This is a genomic window from Streptomyces qaidamensis (assembly GCF_001611795.1).
Taxonomy (GTDB): Bacteria; Actinomycetota; Actinomycetes; order Streptomycetales; family Streptomycetaceae; genus Streptomyces; species Streptomyces qaidamensis.
The window spans coordinates 3,975,728-3,989,743 of sequence record NZ_CP015098.1 but is presented as its reverse complement, the minus strand read 5'-3'; the positions used below and the strand labels follow the sequence as shown (position 1 = coordinate 3,989,743).

Sequence of the window (14,016 nt, the reverse complement as noted above, 5' to 3'; positions counted from 1 at the left end):
TCATGCCGTCAGCTTACCGAGGCGTGATCGGGGCGCGATTCGGCCGACTGCAAATGGGGTGCGCGGGAGTACGAAGACTGTGTGCCTGGTCTGCGGGTTGCGGCGGTCGCGGTTACGTTGGCGGCATGGCCGAAAACAGGGCATCGGTGTACGGAGAGGGCGTCCCCTGCTGGGTGGACGCGCAGCTTGCCGACGTCGAGGCGGGCAAGCGGTTCTACGGTGAACTTTTCGGGTGGACCTTCGAGGACTGGTTCGGCTCCTTCGCGCAGGCGCTGAAGGACGGCGAACCCGTGGCCGCGCTGGTCCGCAAGGTGGACGGCCGGCTGCCCACCGTCTGGACGGTGTACTTCGCGACCCCGGACGCACCGGCCCTGGCCCGGCGCGTCCGGGACGCGGGCGGGCAGATCGTCTCGGCGCCGGTGCCCGCCGGGGAGCTGGGCGTCACGGCGCTCGTCACCGACCCCGAGGGCGCCGTCTTCGCCCTGTGGCAGCCGGAGGAGCACCCCGGCTTCGGAAGGCGGCACGAGCCGGGCACCTTCGCCTGGGCCGAGCTGTACGCCCGCGACACCGAGGCCGCCAACACCTTCTACGGCGATCTCTTCCGGGAGGCCCTGTTCGGGCCGGACGCCGAGCCCGATTTCGGCCGCGCCCCCGTCTCCGACGTGTTCCCCGCGCAGATGCCGCCCCACTTCCTCGTGCACTTCGCCGTCGAGGACGTACCGGCCGCGCTGGAGGACGTGCGGCGGCTCGGCGGCCGGGTCCAGGCCCCGCCGTTCGAGACCTCGTACGGCGAGGTCGCCGTCGTCACGGACGATCAGGGGGCGTCCTTCGCGCTGCTGCGCCGCTGAGCAGGCATTGTTTGGTCATCGTTTGATCGCTTATCCTCCGAGACATCTCAATTGTCACCGGGTTCGCAACCAGGGCTCCGGCCAGGAAGAATCAGGGTGCGTGCCGCCATGGCGGTGCGGTGGTGAGACGCTGCACGGGGTCGCGTGGAACATGTGGCTTTGGCGCGGCTCGTACGGGGAGGTGGCAGGCAGAGTGGTGGATCAGCTGACGCAGCACGATCCGCGGCGGATCGGGCCGTTCGAGGTGCTGGGACGGCTGGGTGCCGGCGGCATGGGGCTGGTCTATCTCGCGCGTTCGGCGTCCGGCCGGCGCGTGGCGATCAAGACCGTCCGGACGGAGCTGGCCGAGGACCAGCTGTTCCGGGTCCGCTTCACGCGTGAGGTGGAGGCGGCCCGCGCCGTCTCCGGCTTCTACACGGCCGCGGTCGTGGACGCCGACCCGCGCGCCGCCGTGCCGTGGCTGGCCACCGCGTACGTCCCCGCGCCCTCCCTCGAGGAGATAGTGAACGACTGCGGCCCGATGCCGGCCCAGGCGGTGCGCTGGCTGGCGGCGGGCGTGGCCGAGGCGCTCCAGTCCATCCACGGCGCGGGCCTGGTGCACCGGGACCTCAAGCCGTCGAACGTCCTCGTCGTGGAGGACGGACCCCGGGTGATCGACTTCGGCATCGCGTCGGGCGTCTCGAACACGCGTTTGACGATGACGAACGTGGCCGTCGGCACGCCCGCCTACATGTCCCCCGAACAGGCCAAGGACTCCCGCAGCGTCACCGGCGCCAGCGACGTCTTCTCCCTGGGCTCCATGCTGGTCTTCGCCGCCACGGGCCACCCGCCCTTCCACGGCGCCAACCCGGTCGAGACGGTCTTCATGCTCCTCCGGGAGGGCCCGGACCTCGAAGGACTCCCGGACGAGCTGCGGCCGCTCATCGAGTCCTGTATGCAGATGGACCCCACGGCCCGCCCCAACCCGGCCGACCTCCAGGCCCAGCTGGCCCCCCACCTCTTCGGCTCCGGCTCCGACGACAGCGGCACGGCCTCCGCGTGGCTGCCCGAGCGGGCCGTGGGCCTGATCGAGTCCCGCCGCAACGGCCGACCGTCCGGCAAGCCCGCCCCCGGCGCCGGCCGCAGCGGCGGCGGACGCCCCGCGCCGGGCCCGGCGCCCATCCCGCCGCCGCCCGCGCACGACCCGGTCGTCCCGTCGCCCGCTCCCTCCCCCAAGCTCTCGGCTCCGCCCGAGCGGGGAGGTGCCCCCATCGGCCCCGACACCGGCCCCGTCCGCCTCGCCGGCGCCAAGGTGCCCATCGGCCCGGGCCCGCGCGTCGCGGACGTACGCGCCGCCGCCGTGCAGGCGCCGGCACCGGAGGCCGCCCTCGCCGCCTCCTGGTCCAAGCCGCGCCCCGGCGTCAACGGCACGGACCCCGCCGTGGGCCCCGCCGTCGCCGCACCCCCGGCCCCGGCCGCGCCGCCGGAGCAGGCCGGCGGCTGGCGGCCCTGGCGCTTCCGCATGTCCAACGACGTCTGGGGCACGCCCTCGGTCGCCGGCGACCTGGTCTACGTCACCTCCTTCGAGGTGCACGCGCTGGACGTCGCCACCGGCCGCCGCCGCTTCAAGACCCGGGACGTCGCCTGGTCCATGGCGGTCGCGGACGGCCGTATCCACGCCTCCGACGGGCCCACGCTGTTCGCCCTGGACGCCCGTGAGGGCGCCGACCTCTGGCGCCTCCAGACGGACGCCTGGGTGTACTCGCTCAAGGCCGGCCGCGGCACCGTCGTCACCGGCACCCGCGGCGGCGGCGTCCAGGGCTGGGAGGCCTCCAGCGGCCAGAAGCTGTGGGAGGTCACCGGCTGCCAGTCGGACTTCGAGTCCCCCGAGGCAGGACCCGCCCTGCACGACGGCACGGTCTACGTGTGGCAGGACGCCCGGCTGCGCGCCCTGGACGCCCGCACCGGCGACGAGCGCTGGTCGTACCCGATCGGCGACGCGGCCTCGTGCGGCGGCGTCCCCATCCGGCTCACCCCGGCCACCGACGGCTACGTCTACGTCTGCGCCGGTACCCGCGTCCTCGCCCTCGACGTGGCCGCCGGGCACGTGAAGTGGCACTTCGAGGCCCCGGCCGTGTTCCTCTGCCCGCCCACCTTCGTCCCCGGCCCGGCCGTCACCGGCGGCGGCATCTACCTCGCCGACTACCTCGGTACGGTCTACGCCCTCGACGCCACCGACGGCCGCGACCGCTGGCGCATCGCCACCGAGGCCCGCTCCTGTGTCGATCCCGTCCTGGTCGCCGCCGGCCATGTCCACGTGGGCAGCGGCAAGGGCCTCTACACCCTCGACGCGGTCACCGGCACGCCCAAGTGGCGCTTCCAGGCGGGCGGCGACATCGTCGGCGCCCCCTCGGTGGCCGAGGGCCGTATCCACTTCGGCTCCACCGACCACCTGCTCTACACCCTGAAGGCCGACGACGGCCGGCTGCGCTGGAAACTCGCCACCGGCGGCGAGATCACCGGCTCCCCGGTCGTCCGGGACGGAGTGGTGTACGCGTGCAGCAAGGACCGCTGCGTGTACGCACTGGACGCGGAGAAGGGCACGGGCACGGCGCGCACCGCCTGACCCGCCCGGGACGGCCGTCGTCCCGGCGTACGGAAGGGGTGCTCCGGACGGCGGCCGTCGCTCGCCGGGGAGCGGCCCGTGCACCGCTCCCACCCACGACGCTACGCCGGGTACGGGCCGGTCGCCACGCAGCCGGACGACGGCAACCGGGTTGTCAGTCCCGCAGCTCCGTCAGGAAGTCGATCAGCGCCTCGTTCACCTCGGCGGGCCGCTCCTGCTGCGTCCAGTGGCCGCAGCCCGGCAGCACGAGCGGCTTGCGGCGCAGGTCCGGCATCAAGTCCGGCAGCCGCTCGATCAGTTCGGGTGTCCCCGGGAAGGCCGGGACCACGTCGCGGTCGCCGTACACGTACAGGGCGGGCGAAGTGACGACCGCGCCCTGCCAGGGGGCGGTCAGCTCCCAGTTGCGGTCCAGGTTGCGGTACCAGTTGAGCGCGCCGGTGAAGCCCGGCTCGAAGCTCTCGGTGAGCACGTCGAGGTCCTCCTCGGTGAGCCACTCGGGCAGCACCTCGGGGTCCGGCGCGTCCGTGAGCCAGCCGCGCTCCGGGTCGACCAGGGCCTGCTCGGGACGCCCGGCGTCCGGCGCGTCACCGGAGGCGGAGTACAGCAGCTTGCGCAGGGTCGTGCGGGTGTCGGCGGCGAACTCGGCGTCCGCGGCCCCCGGCCGGTTGAAGTGGTTCCAGTAGAAGCGCCCCTCGAACCGCTCCTGCATGGTCTGAAGCGGAGGCCGGCTCCCCCGGAACGGCGGCGGCACGCTCAGCCCCGCCACCCCGCGCACCACGTCCGGCCGCAGCAGCGCGGTGTGCCAGGCCACCGGCGCGCCCCAGTCGTGCCCGACGACGAACGCCCGCTCCTCGCCCAGCGCGTGGACCAGCCCGACCACGTCCCCCACCAGGTGGAGGATGCTGTACGCGGCCACGTCCTCGGGGCGGTCACTGCCGCCGTACCCCCGCTGGTCGGGCGCGACCACCCGGAAACCGGCCTCGGCCAGCGGCCCGAACTGGTGCCGCCAGGAGTGCCAGGACTCCGGGAACCCGTGCAGCAGCACCACGAGCGGGCCCTCACCCTGCTCCGCGATGTGCAGCTGTATGCCATTGACGTCGATCATCCGATGCTCAACCACGCCCCCGAGCATACGGGTGTAGGGGTAAACGACTTCACTCACGCAACCGGTACTCCCTCGACCTCCCGGCGAACAACCGGGCCTGCCGCTCGCCCGCCGCGTTCCCGAGTGCGATGAGATGCGGTGCCTGTGCGAATCCCTGGGCCCGCCCCGCCTCACTCGCGGCCCACAGCGCCCGCACGGTCCCCTGCACGGCCTCGGTCGGATACCCGGCGAGGACGGTGGCGCACGCGGTCGCCGCCCCCAATGCCTCGCCCTCCGGCACGAGTTCCGACACCAGCCCGATCTCGTACGCCCGCCGGGCCGAGATCCGCTCCGCCGCCCCCATCAGCGCCATCCGCGCGACCTCCCCGTAGGGCATGCGCTGCGCCATGAGGACGGACTCGTAGGCGCTGACCATGCCGTAGGTGGTGTGCGGGTCGAAGAAGCAGGCGGTGGTGTCCGCAACGACGAACTCCGCCTCGCCGAGCAGGTAGAAGGCGCCTCCGCAGGCCATGCCGTGCACGGCGGCGACGACCGGTTTCCACAGGTCGTTCGCCTTCGGCCCGATCCCGAGCAGAGGATCGTCCTGCGCGTAGGGCGAGTTCGGCTGCGGCACGACGGCGTCCCGGTCGATGCCGGTGCAGAACGCGCGCTCACCGGCCCCGGTGAGGACGATCGCCCGCACGGCGTCGTCGAACCGCAACTCGTGCCATGCGGAGGCCAGTTCGTCGGCCATGGCGAGGTCGACGGCATTGAGCCGCCCGGGCCGGTCCAGTGTCACGACGGCGACCCCGCTGTCCCGGTCGGCCCGTACGAGCACACCGCTCATGACCGCTCCGGGACCCACTGGGGAAGGCCGTCGTGGAAGACGGCCCGTACCCGGGCGCCGATGCGCAGGTTCTCCGGAGGGAAGGCGCCCAGGGGCTGCCCGGCCCCGGCGACCAGATTGCCCACCAGCCTGATGCGGGGCGCCTCGTCCAGCTCGACGACGACCACGTTGTACGGCGCGTGCGCGGCGTAGTCGGGCAGCAGCGGCGGATGGGCGACGACGTACGACCAGACCCGGCCCCGGCCGGAGACCGGACGCCACTCGCTCGCGAAGGACTGGCAGTGCGGGCAGCAGGGCCGGGGCGGGAAGCGGAGTTCTCCGCAGTCGCCGCAGGCCTGGACGCGGAGTTCGCCCTGGGCGGCGTACTCCCAGAAGGGGGCGCCGTCGGCGTCGGGGACGGGACGCAGCATGGGGTGCTCCTCAACTCCTCAGCAGCAGGGCGGAGGTCGGGACCCCTTCGCCCGCCGTGACCAGACAGGCGGAGGCGTCCGGCACCTGGGCGGTACTGGTGCCGCGCAGCTGTCTGACCCCTTCGTTGATGAGGTTGAAGCCGTGGACGTAGGCCTCGGACAGGCCGCCCCCGCCGGTGTTCAGCGGCAGCAGCCCGCCGGTCTCCAGCGCCCCGCCCTCGGTGAACGCCCCGCCCTCACCACGCCCGCAGAAGCCGTAGCCCTCCAGGGAGAGCAGGACCAGGGGCGTGAAGGCGTCGTAGATCTGGGCGACGTCGACGTCCTCGGGGGTCAGGTCGGAGTGTTTCCACAGGTGCCGGGCGGCACTCCAGGCGGGGCCGGTGAGGGGGTCGTCGTTCCAGTAGTTGACCATGCCGTGGTGCTGGGCGGGGAGGGACTGGGCGGCGGAATGGACGTAGACGGGCCTGCGCCGGCAGTCGCGGGCGCGCTCGGCGGAGACCACGACACAGGCCAGGGCCCCGTCGGTCTCCAGGCAGTTGTCGAAGAGGCAGAGCGGCTCGCTGATCCAGCGGGAGGTCATGTACATCTCGCGGGTGAGGGGCCGTTCGTACATGATCGCGGCGGGGTTCTGGTTGGCCCGGTTGCGGCAGGCCAGGGCGACGTTGAACAGGTGGTCGCGGGTGGCGCCGTACTCGTGCAGGTAGCGGCGGGTGAGCATCGCGATCTCGTCGGCGGGCCTCAGCAGCCCGTACGGCCGGGTCCACTGGGCCGGGGTCGGGAGCTGGACGGTCGTGTCGGTCCAGGGGCGTGGGCCGCTGCCCCGCTTGCGGGACCGCCAGGCCACCCCGACACCGGCCTGCCCGGCGACGATGGCGGCGGCGAGATGGGCGACGGTGGCGCACGAACCTCCGCCCCCGAAGCCGACCTTGCTGAAGAAGGTGATATCGCCGAAGCCGCAGGCCTTCGCCAGCTCCACCTCGTCGGTCTCCTCCATGGTGTAGGAGGCGAGGGCGTCGACCTCGCCGGGCGCGATCCCCGCGTCGTCGAGCGCGGCCAGTACGGCACGGCAGGCGAGGGTGCGTTCGTCCTCCGGGAGCCGTTTGGCGAAGGGCGTCTGGCCTATGCCGACGACAGCGGTCGCGTCCTTGAGGCCTCCCGATCCTGCTGCCATGCTGCGCGCACCTCCGGGCCCGAACCATCGCTGACAGGTCGTCAGATTACAGATAATCTGACGGGTAGTCAGCTCCTACGTCGTTCGGGAGGCGTGCTGTGCGAGCGGATACGGCATGGGGAAGCGTTCCGGGCCTGGTCGAGGCGGCGGCCGAGCGGTACGCGGACGTCGAGGCGGTCGTCGACGGCCGGACCCGCGTCACCTACGCGGAACTGGGCGCACGGGTCGAGCGCGCGGCAGCGGCCTGCATGGCGACCGGCGTCGAACCGGGCGACCGGGTCGGCATCTGGGCCCCGAACTCGCTCGACTGGATCGTCGCGGCCCTGGGCGCCGTCTCGGCGGGCGCGGTGCTCGTGCCGCTGAACACCCGGTTCAAGGGCGCCGAGGCGGCGGACGTGCTGCGCCGCAGCGGCACCCGGCTGCTGTTCGTGACCGGCACGTTCCTCGGCACCTCGTACGTGGCGTCCCTGCGCCGGGCGGCGGGGGACGGCCCGGGCACCGGCCCCCTGCCCGGCCTGCCCGAGCTGCGGCACGCGGTCGTCCTCTCGGACGACACCCCGGCCGGCTTCCTGACCTGGAAGGACTTCCTGGCGAGCGGGGAGGGGACGGGGTCGGCGGAGGTCCGCGGAAGGTCCGCGGCCGTACCGGGGACCCGGCCCTCGGACATCATCTTCACCTCGGGCACGACGGGCCGCCCCAAGGGCGCCGTCATCACCCACGCCCAGACGCTGCGGGCGTACGACATCTGGAGCGACCTGGCGGGCCTCACCCGGGGCGACCGCTACCTGATCGTCAACCCCTTCTTCCACACCTTCGGCTACAAGGCCGGGGTGATCGCCTGCCTCATGCGGGGCGCGACGATGATCCCCCAGCCCGTGTTCAACGTGACCACGGTCCTCGCCAACATCGCCGCCGAGCGGATCTCCGTGCTCCCCGGCCCCCCGACCCTCCTCCAGTCCCTCCTGGACCACCCCGCACGGGACGCCCACGACCTGACGGCCCTGCGCCTGGTCGTGACGGGAGCGGCGGTCGTGCCGCTGCGCCTGGTCGAGCGGCTGCGCGGCGAACTCGGCATCGGCACGGTCCTCACCGCCTACGGCCTCTCCGAAGCGAGCGGTGTCGTCACGATGTGCCGGCGCGGCGACGACCCGACGGTCATCGCGTCCACGTCGGGCCGGGCCATCCCCGGCACGCAGGTGCGGGTCGTGGACCCCGAAGGCCGGCCTCTGGCACCCGGCCTGCCGGGCGAGGTCCTGGTGCGCGGCTTCCACGTCATGAGCGGCTACTACGAGGACGAGCGGGCCACCGCCGAGGTGCTGTCCGAGGACGGCTGGCTGCGCACCGGCGACGTCGGCGTCCTGGACGCCGCGGGCAACCTGCGCATCACGGACCGCCTCAAGGACATGTTCATCGTCGGCGGCTTCAACGCCTACCCCGCCGAGATAGAGCAGCTCCTGGGCCTCCACCCGGACGTGGCGGACGTCGCGGTGATCGGCGTACCGGACGCCCGGCTCGGGGAGGTCGGCAGGGCCTACGTCGTACGGCGCCCGGGCGCCCTGCTGACCGCCGGCGACCTGATCGCCTGGTCCCGCAGGGAGATGGCCAACTACAAGGTCCCGAGAACGGTGGAGTTCGTCGAGCGGCTGCCGCGCAACGCGAGCGGGAAGGTCGTGAAGGGCGCGCTGCGGGACACGGTCACCGGCTGAGCGGCAGGGCCGGGGTGCCGGTGACCGACATCATCAAGGAGTACAGGGTGGTGTCGGCCGCGATGAACAGGCGGTTGCGCCGCGCGCCGCCGAAGCGGACGTTGGCGACGGTGCCGGGCACCAGGATGCGGCCGATCAGCGTGCCGTCGGGGTCGTAGCAGTGCACGCCGCCGGCCATCGCGGCGGCCCAGAGCCGCCCCTGGTCGTCGAACCGGATGTTGTCGAAGTTGCCGTTCCCGCACGCGGCGAAGACATCGCCGCCGGAGAGGGTCGTCCCGTCCTCGCGGACGTCGAAGACGCGGATGTGATTGGCGACGCTGTCCGATACGTACAGCTGCCGCTCGTCCGGCGAGAAGACCAGCCCGTTGGGCCCCTGGAACCCGTCGGCGACCAGCCGCACCTCGCCGGTCGCGGGGTCGACGCGGTAGACGTTCCGGGCGCCGATCTCGCTCTCGGCGCGGTGCCCCTCGTAGTCGGTGGCGATCCCGAACTCGGGGTCGGAGAACCACACCGACCCGTCCGACTTCACGACGGCGTCGTTCGGACTGTTGAGCCGCTTGCCCCGGAACCGCTCGGCGATCACGGTGACCGAGCCGTCGTGCTCGGTCCTGGTCACCCGCCGGTTGCCCTGCTCGCAGGTGATGAGACGGCCCTGGCCGTCCAGGGTGCTGCCGTTCGGGTACCCGGCGGGGGAGCGGAACACCCCGACGGCCCCGGTGGTCTCGTCCCACCGCAGCAGCCGGTCGTTCGGGATGTCGCTCCACACGAGGTACCGCCCGGCGGGCACGTACACGGGCCCCTCGGCCCACCGGCACCCTTCGTAAAGGGCCTCCAGCCGCGAATCCCCCGCCTGACACCGGCCCGTCCGGAACCGCTCGTCGAGGGTCTCGTAGAGGTGGGGCTGCTCGCCGGGCATGGGGGCCGCCTTCATGAGTGGGCCGACGGGTGATCTGCGCGGACCCACTATCGCGCGCGGCGGCCGACGGCGCACCACGCCGGGCCGATCACACCCGGGGTCGGTATGGTAAGTGGTATGGCAACGAAGAAGTACACCGTGACGCTGCCGGAGGAGCTCGCCGAGGAGATCCGGCACGAGGTCGGGCCCGGCGGCTTCAGCGCCTATGTCACACGGGCCATAGAGCGCCAGCGCGAGCAGGACCGGCTGGGAGAACTGGTGACCTGGCTGGAAGATGAGCACGGCCCTGTCACCGAGGATGAGCTCGCCTCGGCGGAGGCCGAGCGCAGGGAGTTCGAGCGCCACTTCACCGAGCAGGGCCCGGGGGCGGCCGGCGAGCGGCACCGGAGGGCGAGCTAGTGGGGCCGACCTGCTACGTGCTGGACTGCGAGGCGTTCTCCCGGACCGTCCTGGGCGACCGGGTGATGCTCGCCCGGCTCAAGGACGCGCACCGTTCCGGCATCCGCGTCGTGACCAGCTCGATGACGCTGATCGAGGCGTACCACGGCCGCGTGAAACGGGCGGCTTGGGCATGGGCGATGTCCCGTGTCGTCGTGGAACCCGTGTCCCGGGAGGTCGCCGAGGCGGCTGTCGCCCTGCTTCAGGACACGGGTCCGCACGGCCACAAGTACGCGATCGACGCGGCCTTGGCCGTGATCGCGAGCCGGCAACGCGGAGGCGTGGTGCTCTTCACGTCCGACGAGGACGACATGGGGAAGCTGTGCGGGCCGGGGGTGCGGGTCGTTCCGCTGTAGCGCGGCGGCACCTGCCGCGGACACACCTCGGCCGCGACGGCTCCCCCTCCGCGCCGCCGCGGCCGAACCCCGTGTAACGGTGGCTTACTTCGTCGGCTTGAAAGGCTCCGACGTGGCGTGCAGGTCCTTCGTCTCCAGCGGCTCGCCGGTGGCGTGCAGGTCCTGCTTCTTGACGGCGCCCTCGTCCGTGGCGTGCAGGTCCTCGGTCTTCAGCGGCTCGTCGGTGGCGTGCAGGTCCTGCGGCTTGAGCTCGTCGCCCATGATCGTCAACTCCCCTTGGCATGGAACAGGCAGTGAGGCCGGCGGGCCCGCCCGGCCACTCCCCCGAGGACGGCCGGGCAGGCCCACCCGGGCCCGCTCCCCGATGGAACACCGGAGCGAGGCCCGTGCAGTGACCCGTCTGCCCCCCGACGCGACGGATCGACTACGTCCATGATGACGTGGGGGGATAAACGATTGATGAACGCCCCGGCCGCTGTTCAGGCCGCCCGCACCGGGGACAGCAGCGCACGCACCTCGGCCGCCTCCGGTGAGCCGAGCTCCTCGTAGATCCCGGCCGCTTCCTGCCAGCAGACCTGGGCCCGGCCCGTCTGGCCGATGCCGCTCAGCGCACGCCCGAGCACCGTGAGGACGTTGCCCCGCCGCCACTCCCCGCCGATTCCGCGCAGCACCGTGAGGGCCATCTCGGCGTTGGCGGCGGCCCGTGCCGCGCGCCGGGCGGCGAGGTCCACCTCGGCCAGCCGGAATAGGCTCATGCCCTCCCACAGGCGCTGCCTGCTGTCGCGGAACACCTCCACCGCCTCCTGGAGCCGGTCGGCCGCCTTGCCCAGCTCCCCGCTCTGGGTAAGGGCGAGCCCGAGGGCGTAGCGGGCGTTCGCCCCGCGCATCGAGTTGCCCATGCCGTCGTAGATGTCGATGCCCTCCTGGGCCAGCCTGACCGCACTCTGGGTCCGCCCGGTCGCCAGATGGATCCGGGAGAGGTTGCAGAGCGCGGCGGCCTCGCCGGGGCGGTCGCCCAGGGCCCGGAAGTGCTCGATGGCCCGGGACAGGTGCTCCTCGCCGTCCGTGTGGCGGTTCTGGTACAGCGCGATGATGCCGCGCGCGTTGCTCGCCCAGCAGACGGGGAGCAGGTCGTCGGACTCCTGCGCGAGCAGGATGGCCCGTTCCGCCTCCTCCTCGGCCCGTTCGAACCGGCCGCTCACGTGGTGGACGTTGACGAGTGTCATCAGCGCCCGTGCCTCCGCCCGGCCGAGCCCGTGCGAGCGGGCCGCGCCGACGAGCGCCTGGGCCGTCGCCTCGTACTCCTTGGAGTTGGCCCCCGACTCGGAGAGGTCGTGCGCGGCCCACAGCATGTCGATCGCCCGGGGGAGGGTCTCCGGCCGCCCCGCGGACTGCCGTACGCACGCGAGGAGGCAGATGGCCTCCGCGTACAGCCAGTCCTGCGCCGCGTGCCGGTCGTCGAACCGCAGCCCCGGGTACGACGTGGGTTCCAGGTGATCCACCAGCCGGTCCCCGGGGCGCTCGATCGCGTACACGCCCGCCGCGGACGCCAGGTAGAAGTCCAGCAGCCGGGACAGCGCCGCCCCCCGTTCGCTCGGGGGCAGTTCGTCCCTTTCGGCGCAGGCACGCGCGTAGAGCCGCACCAGATCGTGGAAGCGGTAGCGGCCGGGGGCCGCCGATTCGAGGAGGGAGGTGTCGACGAGTGACTCCAGCAGGTCCTCCGTGTCCTCGGCCGGAAGATCCAGGACCGCCGCCGCGGCGGCGAGGGAGATGTCGGGGCCGTCCGCGAGGCCCAGCAGGCGGAACGCGCGGGCCTGGGCGGGTTCGAGCTGGCCGTAGCCGAGTTCGAAGGTGGCCTTGACGGCCAGGTCGCCGGCCTGGAGTTCGTCCAGGCGGCGGCGCTCGTCGGCGAGCTTCGCCGCGAGGACCGAAACCGTCCAGGTGCGGCGGGCCGCCAGGCGCGACGCGGCGATCCGGATGGCCAGCGGGAGGAAGCCGCAGGCCGCCACCACGTCCAGGGCGGCCTTCCGCTCGGACGCCACCCGCTCCTCGCCCACGATCTTCGTGAACAGCGCCAGCGCCTCGTCCGGGGACATCACGTCCAGGTCGATCAGGTGGGCGCCCGCGAGGTCCATCATCCGCGTGCGGGAGGTGACCAGCGCGGCGCAGCCGTCCGTGCCGGGCAGCAGGGGGCGGACCTGGGCGGCGTCCCGGGCGTTGTCCAGCAGGACCAGCACCCGCCGCCCGGCCAGGACCGAGCGGTAGAGGGCCGCGCGCTCCTCCAGGGAGTCGGGGAGCGCCGAGTCGGCCGTGCCGAGGGCGCGCAGGAAGGAGCCCAGGACCGTCTCCGGCTCCGCCGCCCGGGCGCCCGCGCCTTGCAGGTCGACGTACAGCTGGCCGTCCGGGAACGCCGCGCGCGCCTGGTGGGCCACGTGCACCGCGAGGGTGGTCTTGCCGACGCCACCGATCCCGGCCAGGGCCGAGACCGCCATGACCCGGCCCTCGGCGGAGGCGAGGATGTCGCCGAGCTCGCGGACGAAGGCAGCGCGGCCGGTGAAGTCCGGGACCGACGCGGGCAGTTGTGCCGGGCGGACCGGGGCGGCGGCCGGCTCGGGCGCCGGGGAGGAGGGCTCCGCGAGCCCCGGGTCCGCCTGGAGGATGCGCTGCTGCAGCTCGCTCAGGCCGGGGCGGGGGTCCACGCCGAGTTCGTCGGCGAGCAGGCGGCGGGTGTCGGCGTAGACGGCAAGTGCCTCCGCCTGGCGGCCGCTGCGGTAGAGCGCCAGCATCAGGAGCTCGCGCAGCCGCTCCCGGAGCGGATGGGCCGCGGTGAGGGCCGTGAGCTCCGAGACGGCCTCGGCGTGGCAGCCCTGCTCCAGGTCCATGTCCAGGCGGGATTCGAGGAGTTGCAGCCGCCACTCCTCCAGACGCACCCGCTGGGCCTCCGCGTAGGGGCCGGGCACTCCCGCCAGGGTCTCCCCGTCCCACAGGGCGAGGGCGCGGCGCAGGGTGTCGCGGGCGTGGCAGAGGTCGCCGGCGGAGCGGGCCTTCTCCGCCTCGGTCGCCAGGTCCTGGGCGACGGCGAGGTCCAGGGCGCCCTCGGCGAGGTCGCGGACCGCGTAGCCGCCGGACTCGCTGACCAGGACGGCGGAAGCGGTGGCCGCGGCGCCGCCCGACCGGCGTGCCTCGCCGCCCGGGTCGAGCACCTTGCGCAGGCGGGAGGCGTACGTCCGTACCGCCGCCAGCGCCTGCGAGGGCGATTCATCGCCCCACAGGGCGTCGATCAGCTCCGCCGCCGTGGCCGTCCGCCCCTCGCGCAGCAGCAGAGCGGCGAGCAGGGCGCGTTGCTGGGGGGATCCGGTGGCGACCTGCTCGTCACCGCGCCAGGCGCGCACGGGGCCGAGCACGCTGAAGCGCAGGCTCGCGGGCTCGGTCGGCCTCTCCGGCTCAGCCGTCGTAGCCGACCCCGGCGATGACGGCGCGGAGTCGAATCGCCGCTGCTCCGGTACGCGCGGTACACCGTTCGGTACACCGTCCATGCAGTCCCCCTAGACATCCTGAGCAACCACGCCAGTTTGCCTTGTTGACGACGGATACGTCAGCCGTGGGAGACACCGATCACAGGGCGGCACACGGGA

At 73.2% G+C, this 14,016-nt stretch carries 12 protein-coding genes; 5 read left to right on the top strand and 7 right to left on the bottom strand.

Going from position 1 to position 14,016, the window contains the following annotated elements; genetic code table 11:
- Positions 1–125 precede the first annotated feature (125 nt).
- A complete protein-coding gene (kbpA, locus tag A4E84_RS17415) occupies positions 126–848 on the top strand; it encodes an AfsK-binding protein KbpA (protein ID WP_079129002.1) in 723 nt (240 codons plus the stop codon).
- A gap of 193 nt (positions 849–1,041) precedes the next feature.
- Positions 1,042–3,453: a protein serine/threonine kinase AfsK gene (gene afsK, locus A4E84_RS17410; RefSeq protein WP_062927467.1), complete on the top strand. Its 2,412-nt coding sequence runs from the start codon at positions 1,042–1,044 to the stop codon at positions 3,451–3,453.
- Positions 3,454–3,607: 154 nt separating this feature from the next.
- Here afsK and A4E84_RS17405 read toward each other — a convergent pair whose 3' ends face one another.
- Genes A4E84_RS17405 through A4E84_RS17390 form a run of 4 tightly spaced genes read right to left on the bottom strand, consistent with a single transcriptional unit; the run spans position 3,608 to position 6,965 of the window.
- Positions 3,608–4,558: an alpha/beta fold hydrolase gene (locus A4E84_RS17405; RefSeq protein ID WP_062927466.1), complete on the bottom strand. Its 951-nt coding sequence runs from the start codon at positions 4,556–4,558 to the stop codon at positions 3,608–3,610.
- A gap of 49 nt (positions 4,559–4,607) precedes the next feature.
- Positions 4,608–5,384 (bottom strand): enoyl-CoA hydratase/isomerase family protein, encoded by a 777-nt coding sequence (locus A4E84_RS17400; RefSeq protein WP_062927465.1) that lies wholly within the window; start codon positions 5,382–5,384, stop codon positions 4,608–4,610.
- Positions 5,381–5,794 carry a Zn-ribbon domain-containing OB-fold protein gene (locus A4E84_RS17395; protein WP_062927464.1) on the bottom strand — a complete coding sequence of 138 codons (414 nt, stop codon included), beginning with the start codon at positions 5,792–5,794 and terminating at the stop codon, positions 5,381–5,383. Before A4E84_RS17395 ends, A4E84_RS17400 begins: the two co-directional genes overlap by 4 nt.
- A gap of 10 nt (positions 5,795–5,804) precedes the next feature.
- Positions 5,805–6,965, bottom strand: a complete 1,161-nt coding sequence (locus A4E84_RS17390; protein ID WP_062927463.1) for a lipid-transfer protein — start codon at positions 6,963–6,965, stop codon at positions 5,805–5,807.
- Positions 6,966–7,063: 98 nt separating this feature from the next.
- Between A4E84_RS17390 and A4E84_RS17385 the strand changes: the two genes are divergently transcribed.
- The gene (locus A4E84_RS17385; RefSeq protein ID WP_062927462.1) at positions 7,064–8,671 is read left to right on the top strand and encodes a FadD3 family acyl-CoA ligase; all 1,608 of its coding nucleotides are present in this window, start codon (positions 7,064–7,066) and stop codon (positions 8,669–8,671) included.
- Here A4E84_RS17385 and A4E84_RS17380 read toward each other — a convergent pair.
- Positions 8,661–9,587 (bottom strand): SMP-30/gluconolactonase/LRE family protein, encoded by a 927-nt coding sequence (locus A4E84_RS17380; protein WP_062927461.1) that lies wholly within the window; start codon positions 9,585–9,587, stop codon positions 8,661–8,663. The genes A4E84_RS17385 and A4E84_RS17380 overlap by 11 nt on opposite strands.
- 117 nt (positions 9,588–9,704) lie before the next feature.
- Here A4E84_RS17380 and A4E84_RS17375 point away from each other — a divergent pair, with 117 nt between their 5' ends.
- Positions 9,705–9,986, top strand: coding sequence for a hypothetical protein (locus A4E84_RS17375; RefSeq protein WP_062927460.1), 282 nt, complete (start codon positions 9,705–9,707; stop codon positions 9,984–9,986).
- Positions 9,986–10,381, top strand: a complete 396-nt coding sequence (locus tag A4E84_RS17370) for a type II toxin-antitoxin system VapC family toxin (RefSeq protein ID WP_062927459.1) — start codon at positions 9,986–9,988, stop codon at positions 10,379–10,381. The genes A4E84_RS17375 and A4E84_RS17370 overlap by 1 nt, the downstream gene beginning before the upstream one ends.
- Positions 10,382–10,465: 84 nt before the next feature.
- On the opposite strand, the gene A4E84_RS42930 is transcribed toward A4E84_RS17370, so the two are convergent.
- The gene (locus A4E84_RS42930; protein WP_159029587.1) at positions 10,466–10,642 is read right to left on the bottom strand and encodes a hypothetical protein; all 177 of its coding nucleotides are present in this window, start codon (positions 10,640–10,642) and stop codon (positions 10,466–10,468) included.
- 218 nt (positions 10,643–10,860) lie between these two features.
- Complete coding sequence (gene afsR, locus A4E84_RS17365; protein ID WP_062927458.1) at positions 10,861–13,917, bottom strand: SARP-family global regulator AfsR; 3,057 nt, start codon at positions 13,915–13,917, stop codon at positions 10,861–10,863.
- Between the last annotated feature and the right edge of the window lie 99 nt (positions 13,918–14,016).

What these genes read in the sequence shown, in the direction of transcription:
- A4E84_RS17375 (WP_062927460.1), top strand. Translation starts at nt 9,705, where the DNA reads ATGGCAACGAAGAAGTACACCGTGACGCTGCCGGAGGAGCTCGCCGAG.
- A4E84_RS42930 (WP_159029587.1), bottom strand. Translation starts at nt 10,642, where the DNA reads ATGGGCGACGAGCTCAAGCCGCAGGACCTGCACGCCACCGACGAGCCG.
- A4E84_RS17390 (WP_062927463.1), bottom strand. Translation starts at nt 6,965, where the DNA reads ATGGCAGCAGGATCGGGAGGCCTCAAGGACGCGACCGCTGTCGTCGGC.
- A4E84_RS17400 (WP_062927465.1), bottom strand. Translation starts at nt 5,384, where the DNA reads ATGAGCGGTGTGCTCGTACGGGCCGACCGGGACAGCGGGGTCGCCGTC.
- A4E84_RS17380 (WP_062927461.1), bottom strand. Translation starts at nt 9,587, where the DNA reads ATGCCCGGCGAGCAGCCCCACCTCTACGAGACCCTCGACGAGCGGTTC.
- afsR (WP_062927458.1), bottom strand. Translation starts at nt 13,917, where the DNA reads ATGGACGGTGTACCGAACGGTGTACCGCGCGTACCGGAGCAGCGGCGA.
- kbpA (WP_079129002.1), top strand. Translation starts at nt 126, where the DNA reads ATGGCCGAAAACAGGGCATCGGTGTACGGAGAGGGCGTCCCCTGCTGG.
- A4E84_RS17405 (WP_062927466.1), bottom strand. Translation starts at nt 4,558, where the DNA reads ATGATCGACGTCAATGGCATACAGCTGCACATCGCGGAGCAGGGTGAG.
- A4E84_RS17395 (WP_062927464.1), bottom strand. Translation starts at nt 5,794, where the DNA reads ATGCTGCGTCCCGTCCCCGACGCCGACGGCGCCCCCTTCTGGGAGTAC.